General features: G+C 66.4%; 23 protein-coding genes and 1 other RNA gene. 8 read left to right on the top strand and 16 right to left on the bottom strand.

Annotation, left to right across the window (positions count from 1 at the left end; translation table 11 throughout):
- Positions 1–9 precede the first annotated feature (9 nt).
- From FFS09_RS06250 to dnaX, 5 genes are all read right to left on the bottom strand, one after another.
- A complete protein-coding gene (locus FFS09_RS06250) occupies positions 10–1,080 on the bottom strand; it encodes an ABC transporter substrate-binding protein (RefSeq protein ID WP_137918000.1) in 1,071 nt (356 codons plus the stop codon).
- 147 nt (positions 1,081–1,227) lie between these two features.
- A complete protein-coding gene (locus tag FFS09_RS06245) occupies positions 1,228–1,632 on the bottom strand; it encodes an MAPEG family protein (protein WP_137917999.1) in 405 nt (134 codons plus the stop codon).
- A gap of 38 nt (positions 1,633–1,670) precedes the next feature.
- Positions 1,671–2,282: a recombination mediator RecR gene (gene recR / locus FFS09_RS06240; protein WP_137917998.1), complete on the bottom strand. Its 612-nt coding sequence runs from the start codon at positions 2,280–2,282 to the stop codon at positions 1,671–1,673.
- A gap of 37 nt (positions 2,283–2,319) precedes the next feature.
- Positions 2,320–2,661 (bottom strand): YbaB/EbfC family nucleoid-associated protein, encoded by a 342-nt coding sequence (locus FFS09_RS06235; protein WP_137917997.1) that lies wholly within the window; start codon positions 2,659–2,661, stop codon positions 2,320–2,322.
- 41 nt (positions 2,662–2,702) lie between these two features.
- A complete protein-coding gene (dnaX, locus tag FFS09_RS06230) occupies positions 2,703–4,700 on the bottom strand; it encodes a DNA polymerase III subunit gamma/tau (protein WP_137917996.1) in 1,998 nt (665 codons plus the stop codon).
- 74 nt (positions 4,701–4,774) lie between these two features.
- Between dnaX and ffs the strand changes: the two genes are divergently transcribed.
- An RNA gene (gene ffs / locus FFS09_RS06225) (signal recognition particle sRNA small type) lies at positions 4,775–4,871 on the top strand.
- 107 nt (positions 4,872–4,978) lie between these two features.
- Here the strand turns inward: ffs and FFS09_RS06220 are convergent.
- Positions 4,979–5,677: a TerC family protein gene (locus FFS09_RS06220; protein ID WP_137917995.1), complete on the bottom strand. Its 699-nt coding sequence runs from the start codon at positions 5,675–5,677 to the stop codon at positions 4,979–4,981.
- A 233-nt stretch (positions 5,678–5,910) separates the two neighbouring features.
- Here FFS09_RS06220 and FFS09_RS06215 point away from each other — a divergent pair, with 233 nt between their 5' ends.
- Positions 5,911–6,264 carry a DOPA 4,5-dioxygenase family protein gene (locus tag FFS09_RS06215; RefSeq protein WP_137917994.1) on the top strand — a complete coding sequence of 118 codons (354 nt, stop codon included), beginning with the start codon at positions 5,911–5,913 and terminating at the stop codon, positions 6,262–6,264.
- Positions 6,265–6,273: 9 nt separating this feature from the next.
- The gene (locus FFS09_RS06210) at positions 6,274–6,606 is read left to right on the top strand and encodes an SMR family transporter (protein WP_137917993.1); all 333 of its coding nucleotides are present in this window, start codon (positions 6,274–6,276) and stop codon (positions 6,604–6,606) included.
- 3 nt (positions 6,607–6,609) lie between these two features.
- Here FFS09_RS06210 and FFS09_RS06205 read toward each other — a convergent pair whose 3' ends face one another.
- The 3 genes from FFS09_RS06205 to FFS09_RS06195 are packed head-to-tail and all read right to left on the bottom strand — an operon-like array spanning position 6,610 to position 13,858.
- Positions 6,610–7,878 carry a TIGR03862 family flavoprotein gene (locus FFS09_RS06205; RefSeq protein WP_289509290.1) on the bottom strand — a complete coding sequence of 423 codons (1,269 nt, stop codon included), beginning with the start codon at positions 7,876–7,878 and terminating at the stop codon, positions 6,610–6,612.
- 17 nt (positions 7,879–7,895) lie between these two features.
- Positions 7,896–11,234, bottom strand: a complete 3,339-nt coding sequence (locus tag FFS09_RS06200; protein WP_137917992.1) for a UvrD-helicase domain-containing protein — start codon at positions 11,232–11,234, stop codon at positions 7,896–7,898.
- Complete coding sequence (locus FFS09_RS06195) at positions 11,231–13,858, bottom strand: PD-(D/E)XK nuclease family protein (RefSeq protein WP_137917991.1); 2,628 nt, start codon at positions 13,856–13,858, stop codon at positions 11,231–11,233. Before FFS09_RS06195 ends, FFS09_RS06200 begins: the two co-directional genes overlap by 4 nt.
- A gap of 128 nt (positions 13,859–13,986) precedes the next feature.
- Here FFS09_RS06195 and trxA point away from each other — a divergent pair, with 128 nt between their 5' ends.
- The 4 genes from trxA (at position 13,987) to FFS09_RS06175 (ending at position 17,977) form a co-directional block, all read left to right on the top strand.
- Complete coding sequence (trxA, locus tag FFS09_RS06190) at positions 13,987–14,319, top strand: thioredoxin TrxA (protein WP_137917990.1); 333 nt, start codon at positions 13,987–13,989, stop codon at positions 14,317–14,319.
- A gap of 185 nt (positions 14,320–14,504) precedes the next feature.
- Positions 14,505–15,767 (top strand): transcription termination factor Rho, encoded by a 1,263-nt coding sequence (rho, locus tag FFS09_RS06185; RefSeq protein WP_137917989.1) that lies wholly within the window; start codon positions 14,505–14,507, stop codon positions 15,765–15,767.
- An 86-nt stretch (positions 15,768–15,853) separates the two neighbouring features.
- Positions 15,854–16,111, top strand: coding sequence for a type B 50S ribosomal protein L31 (locus tag FFS09_RS06180; RefSeq protein WP_137917988.1), 258 nt, complete (start codon positions 15,854–15,856; stop codon positions 16,109–16,111).
- A gap of 132 nt (positions 16,112–16,243) precedes the next feature.
- Complete coding sequence (locus FFS09_RS06175; protein ID WP_137917987.1) at positions 16,244–17,977, top strand: ArnT family glycosyltransferase; 1,734 nt, start codon at positions 16,244–16,246, stop codon at positions 17,975–17,977.
- On the opposite strand, the gene phoR is transcribed toward FFS09_RS06175, so the two are convergent.
- The 7 genes from phoR to pstS form a co-directional block, all read right to left on the bottom strand.
- On the bottom strand, positions 17,967–19,286 hold the full coding sequence (gene phoR / locus FFS09_RS06170; RefSeq protein ID WP_137917986.1) for a phosphate regulon sensor histidine kinase PhoR: 1,320 nt from the start codon (positions 19,284–19,286) through the stop codon (positions 17,967–17,969). The genes FFS09_RS06175 and phoR overlap by 11 nt on opposite strands.
- Positions 19,283–20,014 carry a phosphate regulon transcriptional regulator PhoB gene (gene phoB / locus FFS09_RS06165; protein WP_137917985.1) on the bottom strand — a complete coding sequence of 244 codons (732 nt, stop codon included), beginning with the start codon at positions 20,012–20,014 and terminating at the stop codon, positions 19,283–19,285. Before phoB ends, phoR begins: the two co-directional genes overlap by 4 nt.
- Positions 20,011–20,712: a phosphate signaling complex protein PhoU gene (phoU, locus tag FFS09_RS06160; protein WP_137917984.1), complete on the bottom strand. Its 702-nt coding sequence runs from the start codon at positions 20,710–20,712 to the stop codon at positions 20,011–20,013. The genes phoB and phoU overlap by 4 nt, the downstream gene beginning before the upstream one ends.
- 43 nt (positions 20,713–20,755) lie before the next feature.
- Complete coding sequence (gene pstB, locus FFS09_RS06155) at positions 20,756–21,550, bottom strand: phosphate ABC transporter ATP-binding protein PstB (RefSeq protein WP_137917983.1); 795 nt, start codon at positions 21,548–21,550, stop codon at positions 20,756–20,758.
- Between the two features lie 50 nt (positions 21,551–21,600).
- The gene (pstA, locus tag FFS09_RS06150) at positions 21,601–22,455 is read right to left on the bottom strand and encodes a phosphate ABC transporter permease PstA (RefSeq protein ID WP_137917982.1); all 855 of its coding nucleotides are present in this window, start codon (positions 22,453–22,455) and stop codon (positions 21,601–21,603) included.
- Positions 22,456–22,464: 9 nt separating this feature from the next.
- Complete coding sequence (pstC, locus tag FFS09_RS06145) at positions 22,465–23,445, bottom strand: phosphate ABC transporter permease subunit PstC (protein ID WP_252374257.1); 981 nt, start codon at positions 23,443–23,445, stop codon at positions 22,465–22,467.
- A gap of 108 nt (positions 23,446–23,553) precedes the next feature.
- Positions 23,554–24,585 carry a phosphate ABC transporter substrate-binding protein PstS gene (gene pstS / locus FFS09_RS06140; RefSeq protein ID WP_137917980.1) on the bottom strand — a complete coding sequence of 344 codons (1,032 nt, stop codon included), beginning with the start codon at positions 24,583–24,585 and terminating at the stop codon, positions 23,554–23,556.
- Positions 24,586–24,772: 187 nt separating this feature from the next.
- Here pstS and FFS09_RS06135 point away from each other — a divergent pair, with 187 nt between their 5' ends.
- Entirely contained in the window at positions 24,773–26,257 is a 1,485-nt protein-coding gene (locus FFS09_RS06135) for a Ppx/GppA phosphatase family protein (RefSeq protein WP_137917979.1), read from the top strand.
- The last annotated feature ends 82 nt before the right edge of the window (positions 26,258–26,339 follow it).

Raw genomic sequence — 26,339 nt, 5'->3', positions numbered from 1 at the left:
TGCGGCCCTTCAGGCCCTGAACCGCGCCTTGGCCCTGCGCGCAAAGTCGTTGGTGAAGGTCCGCGCCAGGTCCACCTTCTGCACCGACTCGGCTTCCTCGAAATGCGCCAGCATGCGCGCGGCGGTGGCGGGCCCGGTTTCGGGCATCAGCCCATCCACCGTCCAGGCCTCGCGCAGGCGCATGAACGCCGCCAGGTACAAGGAACGGTCCCCCTGGAAGTAACGCTCGGGCACGGTCTTGACGATGTCCGAGGGCCCGGCGGTCTGCAACCACTTGAGCGCGTGCACCAGGGCATCGGTCAAGGCCTGGCTGGCCTTGGGGTGCTGGATGAGAAATTCGGGTGGCGCACACAGGCAGCCCGATGGCATGGGCCCGCCAAACACCTCGGAGGTGCCGCGCGTGCTGCGCGTGTCGGCCACCACCCGCAACGAGCCCAGTTGCTCCAGCTGGGTCATGGTGGGGTCGTTGTAGCTGATGACATCCAGCTCACCCCGGCGAAACGCCTGCACCGCCGCGGCGGCATTGGCCAGGGGGACGTATTGCACGTCCGCCGCGCGCAAGCCTACCTTGCCCAGCACCAGACTCACCACCTGGTGCGAGGCGGCACCGGTGGCCATGATGCCCACGCGCGCGCCCCGCAAGTCGTTGGGCGTGCGGTAGTGCGACATGGTGTCCTTCGACACACCCACCACCACCTGGGGTGCACGGCCCTGCAACACGAAAGACTGCAGCGCCAGGCCGCGCGCCTGCATGGCGATGGTGCTGGCGTACGTCCCCGAGAGAATGTGCGCCGCGCCCGCGCGCACCGCTTGCAGCGAATGCGCTTCATCGGCGAACTCGCGCACCTCCACGTCCAGACCTTCCTGCACGAAATAGCCCAGGCGCTCGGCAATCGTCAGCGGCAGGTAGGAGAACGACGTGCGCTGGTCCACCGCAATGGCCAGCTTCGTGGCCCCGGGGCGAGGCGGCGGCGGCGCGGCCTGCGCGGCGGTGGGGGCCGACTGGGCACGCAGCGGTGGCAGGGCTGCTGCGATCATGCCCAGCGCACAGGCTCGGCCCCAGTTGCGACGACTCCACATGACCTCTTTTCCTCTCCGCTGTACTTGCTTGTTTGAGTGACAGCTTGAGCCTAGAGGGCACGCAAAAAACCCGCATCGGGACGAATCCCGAGCGGGTTTGTACCGAGCAATTGCAAGCCGATGTAACGGCTTGCAACGGCCGCGCTTTCAGACGAAGAGGATCGCGATGTTCACCAGCAGGGCCAGGGCCCACACCGCGCTGCGTGCGGTGGCGAGGTTGGCCACATACATCATCACGTAGAGCAGGCGCAGCACGACAAAGAGAAACGCCAGCAGATCCACACGCATCTGTACCGCGCCGAGCTGGTGCGCGATGATCACCGCGCCGATGAAGAACGGCAGCGCCTCGAAGGTGTTGGCCTGTGCCGCGTTGGCGCGCGCGCGCCAGTCGGTCTGGCGCATGAGCCAGGCGCGTGGGTCCTGGTTGTCAAAGCCGCCGTGGCGCCGCGGCTTGCCCACCTGCCCCGCCTTGGCGAGCCACGCGCAGCCCATGGGCAGCAAGGCGGTCACGAGCACGCACCAGTAGGCCACCGTCAATCCAGCAAATTTCATGCAGTCCTCTTCGTGTCGGAAACAGGGTGCGCTGCCGTTCAGCGCCGGTCCACCAGGGCGTGGGCGATGGTGCCCAGGTCCACGTACTCCAGCTCGCTGCCCACCGGCACGCCACGCGCCAGGCGCGTCACCTGCACGTCGCTGCGGCCCTTGAGCGCCTGTGCGATCACGTGCGCGGTGGTTTCGCCCTCGGCGGTGAAGTTGGTTGCGAGGATCACTTCACGCACCGGCGTGTCGTCGGGTGCGGCGGGCGCGTTGATGCGATCGAACAGTTTTTGCAAACCGATGTCGCGCGGGCCCACGTCGTCGAGCGGACTGAGCTTGCCCATGAGCACGAAGAACAAGCCCTTGTACGCACCGGTGCGCTCCATGGCCGCCTGATCGGCCGGTGTTTCCACCACGCACAGCTGCGAGCGGTCCCGCCGCGGGTCGCGGCAGGTGGGGCAGATGTCGTCTTCGGTGAAGGTGTGGCACAGGTTGCAATGCCGCACCGACGCGGTGGCGTGGTCGAGCGCGCGCGCGAGTTGCGACGCGCCTTCGCGGTCGTGTTGCAACAAATGAAACGCCATGCGCTGCGCCGACTTCACGCCCACGCCGGGCAAGCGGCGCAGGGCCTGGATGAGCAACTCCAGCGAGTGGTTTTCGGCCATCGGCGTGTGGGCTCGCTCGGTCTGTGCTGCGGTGTGCTTAGAAGGGGAACTTCATGCCGCCTGGCAGACCCGGCATGCCAGGCATACCGGCGGTGATCTTGCCCATCTTCTCGGCCGAGGTTTCTTCGGCCTTGCGCACCGCGGCGTTGAACGCAGCGGCGACCAGGTCTTCGAGCATGTCCTTGTCTTCACCCAGCAGGCTGGGGTCGATGGTGACGCGCTTGACGTCGTGCTTGCAGGTCATGAGCACCTTCACGAGACCAGCGCCGGACTCGCCGGTGACCTCGATGAAAGCCAGTTCGTCCTGGGCCTTCTTCAGGTTGTCCTGCATGGCCTGGGCCTGCTTCATGAGGCCGGCGAGTTGTCCTTTGTTGAACATGATCTTCCTTGAGTTGAGGTTTTCGAAAAAAAAGAAAAGGGTCAGGCGGTGATGGCCTTGAGCGTGCCGGGCACGATTTTGCCGCCAAAGTCGCGCATCATCGTTTGCACGAACGGGTCGCTCATGATCTGCGCCTCGGCTTCGCGCTGGCGGCGCGCGGCGGCCGCCGCCACGCGCAGCGCGGGCGAGTCGGTGACAGGGCCGATCTCGACGGTCAGGCGCACCTGGTGCCCGAGCGTCTGCAAGGCCGTGGCGAAACGCTCGCGGGTGTTGCCCTGGTTGAGCGACATGCGCTCCACGCGCAACAGCCATTGGTCGGTGTCGCGCGCGATCAATTGCGATTGCAGGCCGAGCTCGCGCACCAGTGCCGTGATGGTTTCGGCACGCGCGAGCTGCATGACGGTGTCGAACCAGAAATCGCCCTCGACGCTGCCACCGGGCGCGGCCGGCAACACCGTTTGCGCGCCATGCTCGGCGCGTGGTTGGGGTTGGTCCAGTGCGCTGGGTTCGCCGGCATCGCGCACGGGGATCGCCATGACGCGGTTGGGTGGTGGCGTGCGCGTTTGCGTTTGTGCGGTCTCTTCTTCCCAGGGCGGACCATCGTCTTCGGGCCAGGGCGCTTCGTCGTCGTCCATCGGCTCGGGCTGCGAGGTGGGCCGGGCCACCGGAGCGGGTGCGGGAGGTGTTGCGGGCGCAGCCGTTGCCGTGGGTGGGGTGGGTCTGCGCACGGGCAGCGTCACCAGCGTGGGATCGGTCGTGGGTGCGAGTGCGGATACCGGCGCGGCCACGGGCACGGATGCGGGAGCAACCGCCGGTGTCGGCGGTGCGGCAACCGGCGCACGTGCCACCGGAACCACCGCCGGCACCGCTGCGGGCGACGGTTCAGCCGATTTCAGTGTTTTTTTTTCCGCTGATGCGCTGTGGGCGGCGCCGGCGGGTTTGAAGGCCATGAGCCGCAACAGCACCATGGTGAGCGCGGCGTACTCGTCGGGCGCGAGGCCCAGTTCCGCGCGGCCATGCAGGCACAGGCTGTACAGCAGTTGCGTCTCGTCAGCCGGCAGGCTTTGCGCGAGTTGCGCGATCTGCGCCTCGTCCGGATCGTCTTGCCCCTCGGGCTGCGCGCGATCGGGCACGGCCTGCAACACCGCCATGCGCTGCAGCACGCCGGTCATTTCCTCCAGCGTGGAAGCGGCGTTCAAGCCGTTGAGGCGCAATGCGTCGATGGTGTCGACCACGGCAGCGCCGTCCGCGCGGGCCAGCGCGTCAATCAGGCGCAGCACATAAGAGCGGTCCACCGCGCCCAGCATCTGTCGCACGCCGGCTTCCTGCAACTGGCCGCCGCCAAACGCGATGGCCTGGTCGGTGAGCGAGAGCGCGTCGCGCATCGAACCACGCGCGGCGCGCGACAGCAGGCGCAACGCCTGCACATCGGCCGGCACCTGCTCGGCCTGCAACACCTGCTGCAGATGTTCCAGCACCGTCTCGGGCGCCATCGGGCGCAGGTTGAACTGCAGACAGCGCGAGAGCACGGTCACCGGCACCTTCTGCGGATCGGTCGTGGCCAGCACGAACTTGAGGTATTCGGGCGGCTCTTCCAGCGTCTTCAACATGGCGTTGAACGCCGTGTTGGTCAGCATGTGCACCTCGTCGATCATGAAGACCTTGAAGCGCCCCTGCACGGGTTTGTAGACCGCTTGTTCGAGCAGCGCCTGCACCTCGTCCACACCGCGGTTGGAAGCGGCGTCGAGCTCGGTGTAGTCCACGAAGCGGCCGCTGTCGATGTCGGTGCAGGCCTGGCACACGCCACAGGGTTCGGCGGTGATGCCGCCCTGCCCGTCCGCGCCCAGGCAGTTGAGCGACTTGGCCAGGATGCGCGAAACGGTGGTCTTGCCGACACCGCGCGTGCCGGTGAACAGGTAGGCGTGGTGCAGGCGTTGGGTCGTCAATGCGTTCGACAGCGCCTGCACCACGTGCCCCTGCCCCACCATCTCGGTGAAAGTGCGCGGGCGGTATTTGCGGGCCAGAACGACATAAGACATGTCAACGATTCTAAGCGGCGGGGTATCGCGCTTCCGGCCGGCAACGGCTTGTCTCATCGCCTACAATCGACCCCGACGGGCCTTCCCGCATGGTGAAGCGGCCAACCGGGTCAGGTGGGGAACCAAGCAGCCCTAACTGTGAATCCAGTGCCGGGGTCAAGGCTCGTCACCTTTTTCGCTCCCTCAGCGCAGCCCATTCAAGGCTCCACAGCGCCACAAACAAAAAAGCACTGCCAGGGCAGTGCTTTTTTGCTGAAGGGCGGCGCAAGCACCCCGGATCAAGCCTGCGCTTCAGTCTCCTGCTTCCCGGAAGCACGGGCCTGCATGAATTTGCCCACGCCCACCACCAGCACGGCGCCCGCAGCAGCAGCGAGATAGTGCAGCCAAGGATGGGCCATGGTATAGCCGTGCACCAGGTTGTCGTTGACGATGGTCTCGCCACCGACCCAGCCGATCAGGGCGGCGCCCAGGGTCACGATGACCGGGTAGCGCCCCATGAGCTTGATCATCAGCGTGGAACCGAAGACCACCAGCGGGATGCTGATGGCCAGGCCCAGGATCAGAAGGACCATGTTGCCCTGCGCGGTCGCGGCCACTGCAATCACGTTGTCCAGGCTCATCACCAGGTCGGCAATCAGAATGGTGCGGATGGCGGCCATCATCGTGCCCGTGCCCTTGTGGTGGCCATCGTCCTCTTCGTCGCCGCTCAGCAGTTGGTAGCCAATCCACAGCAGCAGCACGCCACCGATCACTTGCAGGAACGACAGCTCCAGCAGCTTGGCGGCCACCACCGTCAGCAAGATGCGCAGCACCACGGCAGCGCCGGAGCCGAACATGATGGCTTTCTTTTGCTGCTCAGGGGGCAACGAGCGGGCCGCCAGGGCAATGACGACGGCGTTGTCGCCAGACAGGATGATGTTGATCCAGATGATCTTCAGCAGGCCGATCCAGAAGTCCGAGGTACTGAGAAATTCCATGCTTGCTCCATTGTTTTGAATACGAAAACGCCGCAGTGACGCGGCGCTTTTCTTTCATGAATGGAAGCACTTTAGGGCGAATATGCCCCTCCTCCTGTCCGTAATACTGCGTAAATTTCCGGGCGGCACGGCGACCCGGCCTGCCGACCTCCGCAAAACCTCGGACTGGCACGCGGGTATTTTTTCGGCCATCGGTGGAGTAAAGTTTGCGCCACTCCGTTTTCCGAACATCCATGTCTGCGCGCGACCCCTCCCTCATCACCAGTTGGCATGCCCACGTGTATTTCAATGCGGACACCCGCGACGCGGCCTGGGCACTGCGCGAGGTGATTGCCAACGAGTTGGGCACGCGGGTTGAAATCGGGCGCTTCCACGAAAAGCCGGTGGGACCGCACCCGGCGTGGACCTACCAGGTGGCCTTCGGCGCGCGCGAGTTTGCGTACGTGGTGAGCTGGCTGTCGCTCAACCACGGTGCGCTGGACGTGCTGGTCCACCCCAACACGGGCGATGCGCTGAGCGACCACCGCGATGGCGCTCTGTGGATCGGCAAGTCCTACACGCTGGACTTGCAGGCGTTGGTGGACTAAGACGAGCCCATGAACCATTGGTTTCTGCTTGGCCTCGCGATCGTTGCCGAGGTCATCGGCACCTCGGCCCTGAAGACCAGCGAGGGCTTCAGCAAGCTCTGGCCCTCGGTGGTCGTCGTGGTGTCGTACGGCGCGGCCTTCTACCTGCTCGCGCTGACCTTGCGCACCATCCCCGTGGGCATTGCCTATGCCGTCTGGTCGGGCGTGGGTGTGGTGCTGATCGCACTGATTGGCTGGATCGTCTTCGACCAGAAGCTCGATGCGGCCGGCGTGCTGGGCATGGCGCTGATCGTGGCCGGGGTGCTGGTGCTCAACCTGCTCTCCAAGACCTCGGCGCACTGAATCTCAAGAGGTGGAGGCAGCGGCGAGCCAGCGGCGCACGCCCTCGCCCGCCACCACGCCACTGGCGAGACACGCGGTGAGCAGATAGCCGCCCGTGGGCGCCTCCCAATCCAGCATTTCTCCAGCGCAGAACAAACCCGGTTGGGCCTGGGCCATCAGGTGATCGTCCAGAGCCTCCCAGCGCACACCGCCAGCGGTGCTGATGGCTTCGTCGATCGGTCGCGCCGCTGACAGCGTGATCGGCAGTGCCTTGAGCGCGGCGGCCAGGCGCGCGGGTTCGTGCATCGCGGCCTTGTCGAGCAACTCGTTGACGATCGCCATCTTGATGCCCTCCAGCCCCAGGCGGCTCTTGAGGTGGCTGGAGAGGCTGCGCGAGCCGCGCGGATGGGCGACCTGGGTCAACACGTGGTCGGGCGTGCGGTCGGGCAGCAGATCGAGTTCGAAGGTGGCTTGTCCGTGGCGTGTGATCTCGTCGCGCAGCAGGCTGGACGCAGCGTAGACCAGGCTGCCTTCGACGCCAGTGGCCGTGGCGACGAATTCGCCCTTGCGGTGAAAGACGTTGCCCTGGCTGTCGGTGGCGCGGATGGCGACCGATTTGAAAGGCTGGCCCGCGAAGCGTTCGGTGAAGAAGGTGCTCCAGCCGCCGGCCACGTCGAAGCCGCAGTTGCTCGGCAACAAAGGCGCCACGTCAATGCCTGCTGCCTGCAAACGCGGTGCCCAGGTGCCGTCGGAACCCAGGCGTGCCCAACTGGCGCCGCCCAGGGCAAGCACCGTTGCGCGGGCTTGCACACGCAGTGGCCCCTGTGGCGTCTCGAACGTCAAATGGCCTTCGCCATTCCAGCCAGTCCAGCGGTGCCGCATGTGAAAACCCACCGGTGCACGGCCTTCGCCTTCCGGACGGCGCAAGCGGCTCAGCCACGCGCGCAGCAGCGGTGCGGCTTTCATGTCGGTGGGGAACACGCGCTGCGAACTGCCGACGAAGGTGCTGATGCCCAGACCCTCGGCCCAGTCGCGCACGGCCTGCGGACCGAAGGTGTCGAGCAGGGGTTGCAGGCGCGCGGCTTGAGCGCCGTAACGGCCGATGAAGGCGGGCAGCGGTTCGGCGTGGGTGAGGTTCAAACCGCCCTTGCCGGCCAGCAGGAACTTGCGCCCCACCGACGGCATGGCGTCGAACAGGTGCACGGCCAGGCCGGCGCGGCCCATCACTTCCGCGGCCATCAGGCCGGCAGGGCCGCCGCCGATCACGGCGACATCAACTTGCAGGGGTTCCAAAAGTTCTCCGTTGTGGTTCAGGGTGCGAGCGCCGCATCGGTCAATTCGATGAGACGCCCTTGTGCGTTGATGAAGGCCAGCCGCACGGGTTCGCCGGGCCGCGCTGCGGCGACGGCCCGCTGGTAGCCTCGCATCTGTTCGATCAGCGCGGGCTGGCGTTCGGGGTGTGCGGCGCTCTTGTGGTCGAGCACCCACCACTCGCCGGTGTCGCGGCGGCGCACCAGGCGGTCGAGCCGCAGCAATTCGCCCTGGTGGAACAGCTCGACTTCGCTGCCCCAGTGGTTGAGCGTGTCGGCATCCCAGGCCCAGGCCGCTTCGCCACCGATGATGCGCCGGGCCATGGCCAGTGTGTCGCGCGCCTGCGCGGGGTTGAGGGCGAATTCGCGCGCGACGGCTTGCGCGTGCTCGGGGCCCCAGTCGAAGCCCTGGGTTGGGGTGGGCCACCATTGCAACAGGCGGTGCAGCGCCAGGCCGATGCGGTTGGCGGTGTCGTCCACCGGCTCCGGCACGGTGGGCTCGTTCGACAGGGCCACTGCGTGCACCGTGGGCAGGCTCGGCAAGTCAAATGGGGCCGCGCCCTCTTCGGCCAAGACCTGCGTGGCGGCCTGCGGCGGCGTTTCCATCGGCGAGGCCAGGGGCTGCAGGCGCTGGTACCAGGTGGGCGCGTTGGTGCGCAGGTGCGGTTCGAAGCTGGAGATCAACAAGCGCGATTCGGCGCGGGTCATGGCCACGTACAGCCCGTTGAGCTCTTCCAGCGCGCGCGCCTCCTGCTCCTGTTGCAAGGCTTCCACCGCGCAAGCGGGTGGCGATTTTTCGCTCGCCAGAAAAACGAAACGGCGCGGCAACGGGGCCTCGCCCGGCCAGTCCACCAGCACGCCCATGCTCTCGGGGCGCGATGGGCCGGTGTCGGTATCGAGCATCAACACCGTGTGCGCCTCCAGGCCCTTGGCGCCGTGCACCGTGAGCAGGCGCACGGCGTCGGGTGTCTGCACCGCCGTGGCCTTGATGCCACCGGCCTTGAGCGCACGCACGAAACGGTAGGGGGTGAGAAAGCGTCCACCGTCCTGCGCGAGGGACTGGGTGAGCAGGTCGCGCAGTTGGGCCAGCACGGCGGTGCGCTGGCTCATGGGCACGTTCTGCGCGAAACGCGCGAGCACGTCGCCATGGTCGTACAGCGCCGAGAGCGCGTCATGCGGTGGCAGCATGCGCAGCCAGTCTCGGTAGAGCGCGAGGCGCTGCGCGGTCTCCAAAAAGCGCGTGGCTTGCTCGGGCGTTTGCGCATGCTCGGTCTGCTCTTGTGCGGGCAGGCTGGAGACGCGCTGCAACACGTCCCACCACGAAGGCCTGGCCCGAACGCCCTCTGGCGTGGCGGGGGGCGTCCAGCGCAAGCGCAGTCGGGCGAGTTGCGCCAGATCGTCGTCGCTCCAGCCGCACAGGGGGGATTTGAGTGCGCGCGCCAGGCTCAGGTCGTGCCGGGTGGACACCAGGGCGTCCAGCAGCGCGACCACATCCAGCACTGCGGGCGATTCGCCGAGGTCGAGCTTTTCGGGTTGTTCGCTGACGATGCCGCGTTCGCGCAAGGCTTCGTGCATCCAGCCCAGGCGTTCGCGCCGGCGTGCCAGCACCATGATCTCGCCGGCGTGCAGGCGCCCGTCCTCGATCTGGAGGGCCACCCAGTCGGCCGCCTGCGCGGCTTCGAGCGCGGCAAGGCTGTCTTCGGGTGACACGCGCGGCGTGGTCAGGCTGTCGCGCCACGCCATCGTGTCGCCTGTGCCGGCATTGCGTTCGCGCAGGCTGCGCGGCAGTTGCGGCAGGCAGAGCACGTCGCCGGGCGCGGTGCTTTCTGTCGTGTGCGCGCGGTAGTCGCTGCTGTACTGGCCGGCCTGCACGGCAGCGCCCATGGCGGCGTTGAGCACGTCGACCACCGCCGGTGCGCAGCGGCGCGTGTGGTCGCAGCTGAGCAGCGCACCGGACAAACCTTGCACCACGAAGGCCTGCGCGGCCTTGAACACCTGCGGCTCGGCGCGGCGGAAGCGGTAGATCGACTGCTTGGGGTCGCCCACGAGGAACACGCAGGGTGCTTCGCCCGGGCCCGCGCCCGCGTAGGCCGACAGCCAGCCATACAGCGCTTGCCACTGCAGCGGGTTGGTGTCCTGGAACTCGTCGATCAGCACGTGGCGCAACCGCGCATCCAGCCGCTGCTGCAGCCAGCCGGAGAGTTCGGCGTCGCCCAACAGTCGGCGCGCCGCGCCCTCCACGTCGTTCATGTCGACCCATCCGCGCTCGCGTTTGAGGGCGGCATAACTCGCCAGCAGCACACGCGCCAGTCGCGCCATGCGTTGGTGGTGGCACCAGGCTTCGTGTTGGCGCAGGGCCTCCAGGGTGCGCAGCGCCAGTTGCTGCGCGGCGCGCACGGCTTCGATGCCGGCGAGCTTGTCGCTGAACTTGCGCGGCTCGTCTTTCTGCGTGAGCAGGGCCGTGAGCACACTGGCACCGCTGCCGCCCGTCAACGCTTGCTCCAGTTCGACACCCTTGGCGGCGAAGGTCACGGCGCTGGCGCGGCCCAGGGCCTGGGCGGCTTCGCGCAGCAGCGTGGTGGCGCGCGCATCCTGCACCAGCCATTGCACGGGCTCGTCAAAACCCGCGAACTCGGGGTAGCGCTCGGCCATGGGGTCGACCGACGCGTCCACCACGCCGGCCGCATCGGCCAGCGCGAACTCCACGCGCTTGTCCAGGGCCCTCTTCAGGGCCACGAGGGTCTGGTGGCGGCCATGCCGGGCCACGCTGTCCATGAAATCCTGCCGCTCGCTCGGGTGGGCGGCCAAGGCGGCATAGAAGCGCGGCCAGACCTGCGCCACGGCGCGTGCGTCGTCTTCCAGCAGTTCGTATTGCACGGGCAACTGCATGTCCTGCAACACCGACAGCGGCGAGCCCCGCAGCAGCGCGGCGAACCAGCTGTGGAAGGTGCGCACCTGCACCGAGCGCCCGAGCGCGTTCACGCGCGCGTGCAGGCCACGCGCGTCGGGCACGCGGCGTTGCGCGTCGGCTTCGCTCAGGCCACGCGCGCGCAATTCGCCCACCAGTTGTTCGTCGCTCAGGCTGGACCAGCGGCGCAACTCGGTGTTGAGCCGGTCGCGCATTTCGCCCGCCGCCTTCTTGGTGAAGGTGATGGCCAGGATGTCTTGCGGCGCGCAACCGTCGAGCAGCGCGCGCAGGATGCGCGAGACCAGCATCCAGGTCTTGCCGGCGCCAGCGCAGGCTTCCACCGCGATGCTGCGCGCGGGGTCGCACGCCAGGGTGTAGAAGGCCCCGCGTTCGGTGGGCGCGCCGTTGATGCGGTAGGCGGGTGCGGTCATGCGGCGGTCCAGAAGTCTTTGCGGCACAGGCCGCGCGCCGCGCAGAAGTCGCACACGCGGCCTTCGCCGAGCGCGGGCATGGGCGCGCCGGCGGCCACGCGCGCCATGTCGTGCGCCAGGCCTTCGCGCAGGTGCTCGCGCGCCAGCAGCACGTCGGGCTGTTCGACCAGCCAGGTGGGCGTGTCCTTGCCGCTGTCGCTGCGTTTGTCGGTGATGCTGAGGTAGGCCGCGCGCAGGTTGTCGTCGGGCAACAAGGCGGCGTAGAACGCGAGCTGCGTGTCTTCCAGCGGTTCTTTCACGCGGTCGTTGGTCTTGATCCGGCTCTCGGTCTTGTAGTCGATCACGAAGGGGATCGGACCTTCGGGGCTCTGCTGCAGGTCGATGCGGTCGAGCTTGCCGTAGAGCTTCCATTCGCCCGCTCGGTTGGTGCGCTCGGCCTCGGCTTCGGCAAAGCGCGGCCCGGGTCCGTGTTCCGTCGCCTCGAAGCCGGCGAGCCAGTCCAGATAACCCTCGCGCAGCGCTGGCCACACCGCCTGGTAGGGCAGAAAGCCGGCACCGCCCTCGCCTGCGTTGAGGCCCATGGTGGTGGCGGTTTCGTCGGCGAGCCGGTCGAGTTCGGCGCGGTCGGCGTCACGCCCCGGGCGCGCGTCGCGACGCTGTTCGTGAAAGGCGCGCAACACCGCGTGCAACCAGTTGCCCATGTCGCGCTGGTCGGGCTCGGCTTCGAGTTCCGCGGCCTCGGCAAGGCGCAACTGGCGCAGCGCGAAGAAGCGGTAGGGGCAGTCGCGCAGGTCCTGGTAGGCGCTGGCCGAGAGCGACTCGGGCAGCACATCGCGCGCGGAGGGCATGGGCTTGGGTTGGGCCATCGCCTCGAGCGCACGAGGCGCGCGCGGGTCCAGCGCGGCGTGTGCGGGCAACGCCTGCAACCAGGCGCTCGGCAGCGTGGCTTCGCCCCGGTCCTGCGTGCGCCACAGCAGGTCGAGCTGCGGCAAGGCCAGCGTGGCCTGCCAGGCTTTCGCCGCAGCCTGGGCCAAGATCTCTCGGGAGGGAAGACCCAGCAGTTCGCGCTGCGCGGCCGTCCAGTCGCCCGGCGGCTCGGGGCTGGGGCTCAGGTGCGTCTCGTCGCATCCCGGCACCACGGTGGCGGGGAAAGCGCGGCCGAGCAGTTGTTCCATGGGCAGGATCACCACGGCCGCGTCGCCTGCGCTGCGCGGCTTGAAGCTGGCGCCCTCGAGCACGTCGCGCACCCAGGCCGTGAACGCGCTCAAGGACATGCGCGCACCGCTGCGCGCGGACGCGTCCACCGCCTGCGCCACACCGGCCAACTCCATGGCCGCACCCTCGCCCAGGCGCAAGGTCTGCAGCAGTTGCAGTCCCGCGGGATCGGCCTCGAACGAGGCCCACAGGCCAGAGGCCTTGAGCGCGAGCGACAGGTCGCCGAGCCACACGGTCAATGGCCGCCCGGCTTGCAGGCTCTCGATCCACGCGGGCAGGCCTTCGGGAATGGCGGTGGCGAGCCGCGCGTGCTGCGGCGCGGCCTTCCAGCGCGACACACCGAGTTCGCGTGCGAGCTGTTCCAGTTGCTGCACCTGCGCCTCGGGCCAGGCCGTGGTTTGCTTGAGCAGGTCCAGCACGTCGTCCATCGACGCGCGCGCATCGGCCGCGCGCAACACACTCATGAGTTGCGCCGCGGCGCGGGTGGTGGAGAGCTTCCAGCCGGTTTCATCGCGCACCGACACGCCCACGTGGTGCAGCATGGCGCTCACACGGCGCGTGAGCAGGCGGTCGTTGGCCACCAGGGCCACCGGCATGCGGCCGTGGTTGATGTGCTCGATCACGCAGGCGGCGGCGCGTTGCGCTTCGTCCTCCGCATCGCCGCACGCATGCAGGCGATACGCGTCACTGGCACGCCAATCGGTCTCGCCCAGCGACAGCACCAGTGCCTGGTCACCCCATTGCGCCGCCAGCGCCGTGGCCAGAGGATCGTCCTGAAAGCCTTGCAGCACCACCAGCAGGTCGGCGTGCGCGCCCGGTTGCGCCATCGGCGCCCACAGCACATCGGTGGCGTAGGCGGACGTGCTCACCCAGGTGAGCGCCAAAGTCGCCAGCAGGCCTTCCCAGTGCAGCGACGACGCGGTGGGCACCATGGATGCGCGCAAGGGCTCGGCCCAGGCCAGCCGTTGTTCGGGCGGCACCGCGGCGGCCAATGGCGCGAGCTGGCGCGCCGCTTCCACCAGGCGACCCACCATCACGGCACGCAGGGCCGCGTCGGCGCGCGCGGGGGCCACGCGATCGATCAGGGCGGCCGCCATGAGGCTGTCGCGCGCCATGTCCATGCTGAGGTCGCCAGGGCTGGGCAAAAAGGGGCGCAAGCTGGCGGCCCAGTTGCGCGTGGATTCGAAACGGGGCGCAAAGCCGATGGGGTGCGACACGGCCCAGGCCCGCCGCCCCGCGTCCATCAACTGGGCATACGGCACCAGCACGACCACGCGGCCAGCGGGCAATGCGCGATCGTGCGCGGCCTGGTCGATGCGCGCGATCCAGGCTGCCCAGTGGCGAGCCGATGGGTGGCCCTGGTCTGTCACGGGCGAACCGGCCTCGTCGATCGGGCTTACAAGCGTCATGGAAATGGGTGTTTCTGTCACAATGAGGCGGACCGTGCGCACAGAGAGAGGCTATAGGAACCTCTTGAACTGCGGGCATGGGCCCCAAACTGTACCCCCTCCCCGTTCAACGACTTTTAGGATGAATCATGGCCAGCGACCTGATCAAACACGTTTCCGATGCCAGCTTCCAGGCTGATGTGCTGGATGCCGGTGCACCGGTGCTCGTGGACTTCTGGGCCGAATGGTGCGGCCCGTGCAAGATGATCGCGCCGATCCTCGACGAAGTGGCCGGCTCGTACAACGGCAAGCTCAAAGTCGCCAAGCTCAACGTGGACGACAACCGCGATGTGCCCGCCAAGTTCGGCATCCGCGGCATCCCCACGCTCATGCTGTTCAAGGATGGCCAGCTTGCCGCCACCAAGGTCGGCGCCGTGAGCAAGGCACAGCTCACCGCCTTCATCGACCAGCAACTGGCCTGAGGCCTCTCCGATGCGCGACCGGGTGCAATGCTCGGTCGCTGTTTTCTCTGGCGCATTTTTCCTGTCATAATTTGCCTCAGCGGGCCTGACAGACACCCGCACTTCTTTCAGCGCACCGCCCGCCATCCGGACGCCAGCGCCCCCTCCCCCGGTTTTTGACTCAACTCCCTCTCGGAGTGAATTCCATGCACCTTAACGAACTCAAGGCACTGCACGTGTCTGAAGTCCTCAAGCAGGCCGAAGCCCTTGAGATCGAAAACCCCGGCCGCATGCGCAAGCAGGAGCTGATGTTCGCCATCATCAAGAAGCGCGCCAAGGGCGGTGAACTGGTGTATGCGGACGGCGTGCTCGAAGTGCTGCCCGACGGCTTTGGTTTCCTGCGCGCGCCGGACACCAGCTACACCGCCAGCACCGACGACATCTACATCTCGCCCAGCCAGATCCGCCGCTTCAACCTGCACACCGGCGACATGATCGAAGGCGAAGTGCGCATCCCCAAGGATGGCGAACGCTACTTCGCGTTGAACAAGCTCGACAAGATCAACAGCCTGCCCCCCGAGGACAACAAGCACAAGATCATGTTCGAGAACCTGACGCCGCTGTTCCCCAAGGAACAGATGCGCCTGGAACGCGACATCAAGAGCGAAGAGAACATCACCGGCCGCGTGATCGACATCATCGCCCCCATCGGCCGTGGCCAGCGCGCCCTGATCGTCGCGCCGCCCAAGAGCGGCAAGACGGTGATGATGCAGCATCTGTGCCACGCCATTTCTGCCAATCACCCCGAGGTGGTGCTGATGGTGTTGCTGGTCGACGAGCGCCCGGAAGAAGTGACCGAAATGCAGCGCACCGTGCGCGGCGAGGTCATCGCCTCCACCTTCGACGAACCTGCCGCCCGCCACGTGCACGTGGCCGAGATGGTGATCGAGCGCGCCAAGCGTCTGGTCGAACTCGGCAAGGACGTCGTGATCATGCTCGACTCCATCACCCGCCTGGCCCGCGCCTACAACAACGTGCTGCCCTCCAGCGGCAAGGTGTTGACCGGTGGTGTCGACGCCAACGCCCTGCAACGCCCCAAGCGCTTCTTCGGCGCGGCGCGCAAGATCGAAGAAGGTGGCTCGCTCACCATCATCGCCACGGCCCTGGTCGACACCGGCAGCCGCATGGACGAAGTGATCTTTGAAGAGTTCAAGGGCACCGGCAACTGCGAAATCCACCTGGACCGCCGCCTGTACGAAAAGCGCGTATTCCCCTCGATCCAGCTCAACCGCAGCGGCACGCGCCGCGAAGAGTTGCTGCTGCAGCCCGAGATCCTGCAGAAGACCCGCATCCTGCGCCAGTTCATGTACAACATGGACGAAATCGAGGCCATGGAAATGGTGCTCAAGAGCATGAAGTCCACGAAGAACAACTCCGAGTTCTTCGACATGATGCGGCGCGGCGGCTAAGGTTATAATCCGAGGCTTTACGAATTGCGGCAAGTACGGGGGAATGGTTCTCCTGCGGCTCCCGCACCTGACCTGAAGGAAATGCCATGAAAGACGGGATTCACCCCAACTACCGCGAAGTCTGCTTCCAGGACCTCTCCAACGGCTTCAAATTCGTGACCCGCTCCTGCGCGAACACGAAAGAGATGATCAAGCTGGAAGACGGCCGCGAACTGCCGCTGTACAAGCTGGACACCTCCAGCGAATCGCACCCCTTCTACACCGGCACGCAAAAGAGCGTGGACAACATGGGTGGCCGCGTCGAGCGCTTCCGCAACCGTTACGGCAAGACCGCAGCCAAGTAAGCGGGCAACCGGGCACCCCAACGTGCCTGCACCCCGCACAGAAAAGAGCAGCCCATCCGGCTGCTTTTTTTTCGCCCGCTTCCGCCCTCGGGGAGTCCACTCCTTGCGCATGGCACCTGTATATTCCCCGCAGTGAATCAGCCCACCCCCGCCATCGTCACCCAGTCTGCCGTGCGCCGCCTGCCGCGCATCGCGCTCATTCTGTTTTGCGTGGCCTATGTGCTGCCCGGTTTCCTGGGGCGCGAGCCCTGGAAGAACGCGGATGTGTCCGCCTTTGGCGTGATGCTGGAAATGGCCGCCGGCCACAGCGGCTGGTGGAACCCCCAGGTGCTGGGCGTGGCCGTGGAGGAGTCGGGCCCGCTGCCTTACTGGCTCGGCGCCGCTTTCATCCGGCTCTTGCCTTTTGTGTCGCCCGACTTCGCGGTGCGCATTCCGTTTGCCCTGTTGCTCGCGCTCACGCTGGTGTGCACCTGGTACACCGTGTACCACCTGGCGCGCCAGCCCGCGGCGCAACCCGTGGCCTTCGCCTTCGGCGGCGAGGCCAAACCCACCGACTACGCGCGCGCCCTGGCCGACGCCGGCCTGCTGGCGCTGGTGGCCTGCCTGGGGCTGGCCCAGCTCTCGCACGAGACCACGCCCGATCTGGCCCGCCTGGCCTGGGTGTCGCTGCTGTTGTTCTCGGCCGCCCGCCTGGCCCATGCCAGGAGCCGCCATCCCGTTCGCGGTGTGCTCACCTGGGGTGTGGCCGTGGTAGCCCTGGTGTTCAGCGGTGCGCCCTGGATCGCAGGCCTGCTGGCCAGTGGGCTGCTGCTGATTCTGTGGCTCTCGCGCCGGGACAACGACCCGGATGCACCGCAGAGCGACTGGACGCAGGAAACGCCCGCGTCGACGCTGCACCCTCTCCTCTGGGCGACCGTGCTGCTCGTGGCGGCGTTCGCAGGCGCGGCCTTCATCGGCCTCGTGCCCGAACCTGCTCTGCAAACCCCCTTGAGCGAAGTGCAGTGGCGCAGCTGGACCAAGCTGCTGGTGTGGTTCACCTGGCCGGCCTGGCCCCTGGTGCTGTGGACCCTCTGGCGCTGGCGCCACCAGCTGCTGCGCCCCCATGTGGCGTTGCCCTTGTGGGCGGTACTGGTGAGCGTGGCGGACAGCGCGCTTTCAGACGAACGGGACCGCGCCCTGCTGCTCGCCCTGCCCGCGCTGTCCGCGCTGGCGGCCTTTGCCTTGCCCACACTGCGCCGCAGCGTGTCGGCGCTGGTGGACTGGTTCACCCTGGTGTTCTTCTCGGGCTGTGCGCTGGTGATCTGGGTGATCTGGGTGGCCATGCAGACCGGCGTGCCCGCCAAGCCCGCGGCCAACGTGGCCAGGCTGGCGCCGGGTTTTGTGCCCGAGTTCTCTTTTGTGCTGTTCGCGCTGGGCGCCATCGCCACGGCCGCCTGGCTCTGGCTCGTGGCCTGGCGCGCCGGCCAACACCGCCAGGCCCTGTGGAAGAGCCTGGTGCTGCCGGCCGCCGGCAGCACGCTGTGCTGGTTGTTGCTGATGACGCTCTGGCTGCCCTTGCTGGACTTCGGCCGCAGCTACGGCCCGATTTCACGCCGCATCGCCAGCCTGGTGACGCCGCAGAGCTGCGTGCTGGCCGACAGCCTGAGCCAGGCGCAAATCGCCGCGCTGCAGTACCACGGTGGCCTGGAACTGGTGCGCACGGGTTCGAGCGACGAAGGGCGCTGCCGCAGCCTGATTGCGTCACCGGAACACCAGGCGACGCTGGACCAGCGCATCGACCTCACGCAGTGGGCCTTCAAAGCCACCGTGCGGCGGCTCACGGACAACAAGGAAAGTCTGCTGGTCTTCCAGCGCGTCAGCCGCTGACGCGCTCGCGAACGCGCGACGGCGGCAGCGCGATGCTGAAGGTCGAGCCTTCGCCCAGCGCGCTCTGCACATCGATGCGCCCACCATGCCGCTGCGCCACGTGCTTGACGATGGCCAGCCCCAGGCCCGTGCCACCGGTCTCGCGCGAACGGCTGCGGTCCACGCGGTAAAAACGTTCGGTCAGGCGCGGCAGGTGCTCGGCGGCGATGCCCGGCCCGGTGTCGCTGACGAAGAATTCCGCCCAGCCATCGGTGCGCACGCGCCAACCTGCACGGATCTCCCCGCCGCCCGGCGTGTAGCGCACGGCGTTGCTCATCAGGTTCGACATCGCACTCAACAGCTCGGTCCTGGCGCCCGAGACCCACAGGCCAGGCCCTTCCAGGGGCTCGATCTCGTGCGGCACGGCGGCAATGGCCTGGGTGAGGCCCCGGGCCTCTGAGATCACGTGCTGCAGCAGTTCGTCGCTGTCGATCCACTCGCCGGCCCCCGGGGACGGACTGCCCTCCAGGCGCGAGAGCGTGAGCAGGTCGCTCACCAGCGTCTGCATGCGGTGCGCCTGCTGGCTCATGAGATCGAGATAACGGCTGCGGTCGGCATCCTCCAGCGGGATGCTCTGCATGGTTTCCACGAAGCCGCTGAGCACCGTCAACGGGGTGCGGATTTCGTGCGACACGTTGGCGACGAAATCGCGCCGCATGGTTTCGGCCAGCTGCACGGCCGTCACGTCGCGCGAGATCATGAGCTTGCGCTTCTTGCCATACGGGTGGATCTGCAGCGAGATCTTGGTGGGTTGCGACGGCCGCGGGCCGGGCCCGTCGATCTGGATCTCATGGTTGAAATCGCCGCCCGCCATGTAGGCCGTGAACGCGGGGCTGCGCACCATGTTGCGCACGTACTGACCCAGATCGCCCTGCGGGTCGAAACCCAGGTGGTTGGCCGCGGTCAGGTTGGACCACTCGATGCGCCCGGACGCATCGAGCAACACCACGCCGTTGGGCGAGGCCTGGATGGCGGCCAGGAAATCTTCCAGGCGCGCGTCGCTGCCTTGCGCCTTCTTTTCCAGTTTCTTGATGACCTTGCGGCAACGCTCGACGAGCTCACCCCAGGTGCCGCCGAGGTTGGGCGCGCGCGTGGCTTCGCCCTTGTTGAGCCAGCGCAGCACGCGCCGGGCGCGCATGCCGTCCAGAAACGACCACGCCAAGGCGCCCACCAGACCACCCGCGAAGGTGATGGCAGGCGATTCCTTGGTCCAACCCCACACCGCTCCCAGTGCAACCAGAAGCAGCAGTTCGATGGCGCGACGGGTCATGTGGCCGAGATGGGTGCGCCTTGAGCCGGCTTTCCTGTGTGGTGCATCGCGGTGAGGCGGTAGCCGGCGCCACGCACCGTTTCCACCATCGCAGACGCTTCGCCCAATGATTCACGCAATCGCTTGACATGCACGTCCACGGTCCGCTCCTCGATGAACACATGGTCTCCCCAGACCTTGTCGAGCAGCGTACCACGGGTATGCACGCGCTCCGCGTGCTTCATGAGGTAGTGCAGCAGCTTGAACTCGGTCGGGCCGACCTTGAGCTCCGTGCCGCGGAAGGTGACGCGGTAGGTCGAGGCATCCAGCGCGAGTTCGGCCACCTGCACCGAGTCGTTGACGATCTCGGGCGCGCGCCGGCGCAGCACCGCACGGATGCGCGCGAGCAGTTCCTGCGTGGAGAACGGCTTGGTGATGTAGTCGTCGGCGCCGGCGTCGAGGCCCTGCACCTTGTCGCTCTCGTCGCTGCGCGCGGTAAGCATGAGGATGGGCACGGTCTTGGTGCGTTCGTTCTTGCGCCATTGGCGCGCCAGCACCGCCCCGCTCTCGCCGGGCAACATCCAGTCGAGCAGGATCACGTCGGGCAGCACCGCATCCACTTCGCGCTGGGCGGCGGCACCATCGAACACCACCGTCGGGGCGAAGCCGTTGTGGCGCAGGTTGACGGCGATCAACTCGGCGATGGAGGGTTCGTCCTCGACCACGAGGACACGGGGCAATTTCCTCATCCGACCACCGATTCAACCTGGGACATGGGCGTATGGCGCACGTCTTCGCCCTTGACGATGAAGATGATCTGCTCGGCGATGTTCTTGGCATGGTCGCCCACGCGCTCGATCGACTTGGCCAGGAACAGCAGGTCCAGGCTGGGAGAAATGGTGCGCGGATCTTCCATCATGTAGGTGATGAGCTTGCGCAGGAAACCGTTGTATTCGCGGTCGATGGCGTCGTCGCCCTTGATGATGGCCACGGCCATGGCGGTGTCCAGGCGCGCGAACGAGTCCAGCGAGTTGCGCAGCAGCGCAGCGGCCAGGTCGGCGGCCATGCGCAGTTCGGAGCTGGGCAGGTTGCGCGGTGAACCGTTCTGGATGATGGACTTGACCATGCGCGCAATGCGCGCGATTTCGTCGCCCGCACGCTCCAGGTTCTGCGTGGTGCGCGAGATGGCCATCAGAAAACGCAGGTCGCGCGCGGTGGGCTGGCGCCGGCCAATGGTGGAAATGATCTCGTGGTCGATCTGCACTTCCATCTGGTTGATGCGGGTCTCGTTCTCCATCACCTGCTCGGCGGATTCGAGGCTCATGTTGATCAGCGCGTAGACGGCCTGGTGCAGCTGGGATTCGACCAGCCCGCCCATTTCGAGCACGTGCGTGGAGATGGAGTTCAGCTCGGCGTCGAACTGGCTGGAGAGGTGTTTGTCGCTCATGGAAATTCTCCGTTGGGTCGCTGGGTGTGCAGGCAGTGCGGGATCAGCCGAAGCGACCCGTGATGTAGTCTTCCGTTTCCGTCTTCTTCGGCTTGAAGAAGATCTGCTCGGTCGAACCGAATTCGATCAGCTCGCCCAGGTACATGTAGGCGGTGTAGTCGCTGCAACGGGCGGCCTGCTGCATGTTGTGCGTGACGATGGCAATGGTGTAGTCGCGCTTGAGTTCGTGCACCAGTTCCTCCACCTTGCCGGTGGAGATCGGGTCCAGCGCCGAGGTGGGCTCGTCCAGCAGCAGCACCGAGGGCTTCACCGCCACGCTGCGCGCGATGCACAGGCGTTGCTGCTGCCCGCCCGAGAGCGACAGACCGCTCTGGCTGAGCTTGTCCTTCACCTCGTTCCACAGGGCCGCCTTGGACAGCGCCCATTCCACGCGGTCGTCCATCTCGCCACGGCTCAGATCTTCGTACAGCTTCACACCGAAAGCGATGTTGTCGTAGATCGACATGGGGAACGGTGTGGGCTTCTGGAACACCATGCCGATGCGCGCGCGCAGCAGGTTGATGTCCTGCTTGGCGTCCAGGATGTTCTGGCCGTAGAAGCTGATTTCGCCTTCGGCGCGCTGGCCCGGGTACAGGCTGTACATGCGGTTGAGCGTGCGCAGCAAGGTGGACTTGCCGCAGCCCGAGGGGCCGATGAACGCCGTGACTTTGCGCTCCTCGATGTTCATGTTGACGTTCTTCAGGCCCTGGAAGGTGCCGTAGAAGAAGTTCAGGTTGCGCAACTCGAGCGCGTTCTTGGCTTGCATGGCAGGAGCAGCGGCCGTGGCGGTAGTGGGCATGGTCGATTCCGTGTCTTGAAAAAGGGCGTGTGTGTTCGAACGTGCCGGCATCAACCGGCCTTCTTCTCGCGCAGGAACACCCGCGCCACGACGTTGAGGGCCAGCACCGAGAGCGTGATCAGCAACGCGCCGCCCCAGGCCAGGCGAACCCAGTTGTCGTACGGGCTGAGGGCGAACTGGAAGATCACCACCGGCAGGTTGGCCATGGGCGCGCTCATGTCGGTGCTGAAGAACTGGTTGTTGAGGGCGGTGAACAGCAGTGGCGCGGTTTCGCCGCTGATGCGGGCCACGGCGAGCAGAAGACCGGTCATGACGCCGCTCTTGGCCGCGCGCAGCGTCACCAGCGTGGCCACTTTCCAGCGCGGCGCGCCCAGGGCGAAGGCCGCTTCGCGCAGGCTGCCCGGCACGAGGCGCAGCATGTTCTCGGTGGTGCGCACGACCACGGGCACCGCGATGAGCGACAGCGCCAGGCTGCCGGCCCAGCCGGAGAAGTTGCCCAGGGTGGCCACCGCGATGGCGTAGACGAACAGGCCGAGCACGATGGAAGGCGCCGACAGCATGATGTCGGTGACGAAGCGCGTGAGTTCGGCGGTCTTGCTGTGGTCGCCGTATTCGGCCAGGTACACGCCGGCAAAGATGCCGATGGGCGTGGAGACCAGCACCGAGAAGCCGACCATCATCAGGCTGCCGACGATGGCGTTGGCCAGGCCACCGCCATCGGTGCCCGGCGCGGGCGTGGAATGGGTGAACATGTTCCAGTCCAGCGCGGCCACGCCGTTGCTGAACAGCACGCTCAGGATCCAGATCAGCACGAACAGGCCCACGACCATGGCGCCCATGGACAGGGTCAGACCGATGGCGTTGGCGCGCTGGCGGCGCTTGTAAAGGCGTTGGTTGAATTCCATGGTGTGATCTCAGAAGCCCTTGGCCTTTTCAGCGCGCAGCAGCATGATCTTGGCCGCCGACAGCACGATGAAGGTGATGACGAACAGCAGGAAGCCGAGCGCAAACAGGGTGGAGAGGTGGAAGTCGGCCGCTTCGCCAAACTCGTTGGCCAGCGTCGACGCGATCGACGTGCCGGGCGAAAACAGCGAGGTCGGCAGGCGGTTGGCGTTGCCGATGACGAAGGTGACGGCCATGGTTTCGCCGAGGGCGCGGCCCAGGCCCAGCATGACCCCGCCGATCACGCCCTTTTGCGTGTAAGGCAAGACCACGCGGCGCACCACCTCCCAGGTCGTGCAACCCAGGCCGTAGGCCGATTCGCGCAGGATGGGCGGGACGATTTCGAACACGTCGCGCATCACCGCCGCGATGAAGGGCAGCACCATGAAGGCCAGCACGATGCCCGCGGCCAGGATGCCAATGCCGTTGGTGGCGCCGCCAAACAGCGGGCCAATCAGCGGCATGGAGCCCAGCAGCCCCTGCAGGCCGGGTTGCACATGGTCGGCAAAAAGCGGCGCGAACACGAACAGACCGAACATGCCGTAGATGATGGACGGCACCGCGGCCAGCAATTCAACGGCCGTGCCCAGGGGGCGACGCAGCCAGACCGGGCAGTTTTCGGTGAGAAAGAGCGCGATGCCAAAAGCCAGCGGCACCGCGATCAGCAGGGCAATGCCTGCGCTGGCCAGGGTGCCCACGATGGCGATCGCGGCACCGAATTCCTCGTTGACCACGTCCCATTCGACGCGCCAGACGAAACCCAGGCCGAACTTCTGAAAAGCCGGCCAGGCATTGATGAAAAGGGAAATGATGATGCCCATCAGCGCCACCAGCACCAGCAGCGAAAAGCCCTGGGTGACGCGGTGGAAGACGATGTCCTCGATGCGTTGCCGCTTGGCAATCGACACCATGCTGGGGTTGCCGGACATTGCCGGCTCGGATTTCGAACTCATGGTTGTTCCCACGCTCATGTTGACTCCGTATTGTGATGCTGAGAACAACGGGGGTCCGCCGGGCGGGATGCTCCCGCCGGCGGAGGTTTTCAGACGAAGCCGTCCTTCTTACTTCTGGATCTGATTCCAGACCTTGGAGCGGATTTCGTTCGTCAGGCTGTCGGGCAGCGCCACGTAGTCCAGGTCGGCGGCCATCTGCTTGCCGCTCTTGAACGCCCAGTCAAAGAACTTCAACACTTCGGCGGACTGCGCCTTGTCGGCCGGCTGCTTGTACATGAGGATGAACGAGGCGGTGCTGATGGGCCAGCTCTCGGCGCCCTTGGCATCCACCATGGACACGCCCATGCCCGGCACGCTGAACCAGTTCACGCCAGCGGCAGCGGCGGCGAACGACTTGTCGTCCGGGCTCACGTATTTGCCATCCTTGTTCTGCAGTTGCAGGAAAGGCATGTTGTTCTTCTTGGTGTAGGCGTATTCCACGTAACCCAGCGCGCCCTTCACACGGCTCACGTTGGCGGCCACGCCTTCGTTGCCCTTGCCACCCAGCGAAGACGCTGCGGGCCACTTCACGGCGGCACCCTTGCCCACCTTGTCGGCCCAGTCCTTGCTGACGGTGGCGAGGTAGTCGGTGAAGTTGAAGGTGGTGCCCGAGCCGTCCGAGCGGTGGATGATGGTGATGTTCTGGTCGGGCAGCTTCTTGCCCGGGTTCAGGGCGGCCAGCTTGGGATCGTTCCACTTGGTGATGGTGCCCAGGTACATATCGGCCAGCACGGGGCCGGTCACGCGCAGTTCGCCCGGCTTGAAGCCTTCGAGGTTGAACACGGGCACGGTGCCACCGATGATGGCGGGGAACTGGACCATGCCGTCCTTGTCGAGGTCTTCACCGGACACGGGCGCGTCGGTAGCACCAAAGGCCACGGTTTTGGCCTTGATCTGGCGAACGCCGCCCGACGAACCGATGGACTGGTAGTTCAGGCCCACGTTGGTTTCCTTCTTGTACGCCTCGGCCCACTTGCCGTAGATCGGGTACGGGAAGGATGCGCCCGCGCCAGTGATGTCGGCGGCCAGTGCGGAGCCCATGCCTGCGGTGGCCATGGCGGCTGCGGCCACGGTCTTGAGGAAAATGCGTTTGTTGATCATGAGAAGACTCCTTGCGGTTGGGAATTCAGAACAAGGTGGACTTTAGGCAGGCAATGTGACAACCACATGACACGGGACACTTGTCACATACGCCGGATGGCACCGGGCGATCCGACCGTCGGGCGGTCCGTCACAACCATGCGTCACAATCCGGGTTTTCCCGCCCACCCCAGCGCCGCTGTCTCGCATGCAAAACGGAACCCTTCTCGCCGCCATCGACCTCGGCTCCAACAGTTTCCGGCTGGAGATCGGCCGCTACGACTCGGGCCACATCGAGCGCATCGAATACCTGAAGGAGACCGTGCGCCAGGGCTCCGGGCTGGATGAGGAGAAGAACCTCAGCCAGGCCGCCATGGAACGCGGCTGGGAATGCCTGGCCCGCTTCGCCGAGCGGCTGCACGGCTTCAAGAAGCAGCAGGTGCGCGCGGTGGCCACGCAAACGCTGCGCGAGGCGAAGAACCGCGAAGAATTCCTGCGCCAGGCCCAGGCCATTCTGGGGTTCCAGATCGACGTGGTGTCGGGCTACGAAGAGGCGCGCCTGATCTACCAGGGCGTCTCGCGCCTGCTGCCGCACTCGGACGAAAAGCGGCTGGTGGTCGACATCGGCGGACGCTCGACCGAAATGATCCTGGGCCAGGGCTACACGGCGCGCACCATGGAGTCGTACCGCCTGGGCAGCGCGGCCTGGTCCACCCGCTATTTTGCGCGCGGGCAGTTCAGCGCATCCGCCTTCAAGACCGCCGAAGTGGCGGCCACGGCGGTGATCGACGAGGCGCTGGACAAGTTCCCGCCCACCGAATGGACCGTGGCCTATGGCTCTTCGGGCACCGTGAGCGCCATTGCCGACATGCTCGGCGCCAACGGCTGGGCCCCTGGCGTGGTCACGCGCGCGGGCCTGGACTGGTTGACCGATCGCCTCATCAAGGCCGGCAGTGCCGACCAGTTGCGCATCGAGGGCATCAAGGACGATCGGCGGCCCGTGATCGGCGGCGGCGTGAGTGTGCTGCGCGCGATCTTCGACCTGTTCGGCATCGAAGAAATGCTGCCGGCCCAGGGCGCGCTGCGCCATGGCGCGCTGTACGACCTGATCGACCGCGTGACCGATGGTGGCGACGTGCGCGAGCGCACCGTGCGCTGGCTGGTGCAACGTTTCTCGGCCGACGAGGCGCAAGGCAAGCGCGTGAGCGACGTCAGCACCGCACTCTTCTCCCAGATCGCGGCGCTCGACGCGCAGAACGAACGTTACTCGCAGAAGCTGGCCTGGGCCGCGCGGCTGCACGAGATCGGCACCCACATCTCGCACGAGCGCTCGCACCACCATGGGGCCTACATCCTGGACCACATGGACGCGCCGGGTTTTTCCTTGCCCGAGCTGCACCGCATGAGCCAACTGGTGATGGGCCAGCGTGGCAAGTTGCGCAAGCTCGAAGAGGCTCTGACCGACGAGTTGTTTGGCAAGCAGTTGATGGCGCTTCGGCTGGCCGTGCTGCTGTGCCATGCGCGGCAAATGCCGGAGTACCAGTCCGTCAAGCTCAGCTACAAGCCGCGCGCGTTCAAACTCTCGACCAACCCGGGCTGGGCGAAGCGCTATCCGCAGTCGGCTTGGTTGTTGGGTGAAGAGGTGTTGGCCTGGCAGAAGTCATCCTGGAAGTTCACGGCCGATATCCGCTGAGCTGCACGGCGTTTGTCACGCTGTTGTCATATTCGTATAAACCGTATATACCGTTTAAAATCGGACTCCCAATTTATCCCGG

The organism is Hydrogenophaga sp. 2FB, assembly GCF_005503365.1.
GTDB lineage: Bacteria > Pseudomonadota > Gammaproteobacteria > Burkholderiales > Burkholderiaceae_C > Hydrogenophaga.
This window is presented reverse-complemented; position numbering and strand designations above follow the sequence as displayed.

What these genes read in the sequence shown, in the direction of transcription:
- pstS (WP_137917980.1), bottom strand. Translation starts at nt 24,585, where the DNA reads ATGATCAACAAACGCATTTTCCTCAAGACCGTGGCCGCAGCCGCCATG.
- FFS09_RS06135 (WP_137917979.1), top strand. Translation starts at nt 24,773, where the DNA reads ATGCAAAACGGAACCCTTCTCGCCGCCATCGACCTCGGCTCCAACAGT.
- FFS09_RS06180 (WP_137917988.1), top strand. Translation starts at nt 15,854, where the DNA reads ATGAAAGACGGGATTCACCCCAACTACCGCGAAGTCTGCTTCCAGGAC.
- FFS09_RS06200 (WP_137917992.1), bottom strand. Translation starts at nt 11,234, where the DNA reads ATGACCGCACCCGCCTACCGCATCAACGGCGCGCCCACCGAACGCGGG.
- FFS09_RS06210 (WP_137917993.1), top strand. Translation starts at nt 6,274, where the DNA reads ATGAACCATTGGTTTCTGCTTGGCCTCGCGATCGTTGCCGAGGTCATC.
- pstA (WP_137917982.1), bottom strand. Translation starts at nt 22,455, where the DNA reads ATGGAATTCAACCAACGCCTTTACAAGCGCCGCCAGCGCGCCAACGCC.
- FFS09_RS06220 (WP_137917995.1), bottom strand. Translation starts at nt 5,677, where the DNA reads ATGGAATTTCTCAGTACCTCGGACTTCTGGATCGGCCTGCTGAAGATC.
- phoU (WP_137917984.1), bottom strand. Translation starts at nt 20,712, where the DNA reads ATGAGCGACAAACACCTCTCCAGCCAGTTCGACGCCGAGCTGAACTCC.
- FFS09_RS06235 (WP_137917997.1), bottom strand. Translation starts at nt 2,661, where the DNA reads ATGTTCAACAAAGGACAACTCGCCGGCCTCATGAAGCAGGCCCAGGCC.
- FFS09_RS06215 (WP_137917994.1), top strand. Translation starts at nt 5,911, where the DNA reads ATGTCTGCGCGCGACCCCTCCCTCATCACCAGTTGGCATGCCCACGTG.
- FFS09_RS06250 (WP_137918000.1), bottom strand. Translation starts at nt 1,080, where the DNA reads ATGTGGAGTCGTCGCAACTGGGGCCGAGCCTGTGCGCTGGGCATGATC.
- trxA (WP_137917990.1), top strand. Translation starts at nt 13,987, where the DNA reads ATGGCCAGCGACCTGATCAAACACGTTTCCGATGCCAGCTTCCAGGCT.
- dnaX (WP_137917996.1), bottom strand. Translation starts at nt 4,700, where the DNA reads ATGTCTTATGTCGTTCTGGCCCGCAAATACCGCCCGCGCACTTTCACC.
- rho (WP_137917989.1), top strand. Translation starts at nt 14,505, where the DNA reads ATGCACCTTAACGAACTCAAGGCACTGCACGTGTCTGAAGTCCTCAAG.
- pstC (WP_252374257.1), bottom strand. Translation starts at nt 23,445, where the DNA reads ATGAGTTCGAAATCCGAGCCGGCAATGTCCGGCAACCCCAGCATGGTG.
- FFS09_RS06245 (WP_137917999.1), bottom strand. Translation starts at nt 1,632, where the DNA reads ATGAAATTTGCTGGATTGACGGTGGCCTACTGGTGCGTGCTCGTGACC.
- phoB (WP_137917985.1), bottom strand. Translation starts at nt 20,014, where the DNA reads ATGAGGAAATTGCCCCGTGTCCTCGTGGTCGAGGACGAACCCTCCATC.
- pstB (WP_137917983.1), bottom strand. Translation starts at nt 21,550, where the DNA reads ATGCCCACTACCGCCACGGCCGCTGCTCCTGCCATGCAAGCCAAGAAC.
- recR (WP_137917998.1), bottom strand. Translation starts at nt 2,282, where the DNA reads ATGGCCGAAAACCACTCGCTGGAGTTGCTCATCCAGGCCCTGCGCCGC.
- FFS09_RS06195 (WP_137917991.1), bottom strand. Translation starts at nt 13,858, where the DNA reads ATGACGCTTGTAAGCCCGATCGACGAGGCCGGTTCGCCCGTGACAGAC.
- phoR (WP_137917986.1), bottom strand. Translation starts at nt 19,286, where the DNA reads ATGACCCGTCGCGCCATCGAACTGCTGCTTCTGGTTGCACTGGGAGCG.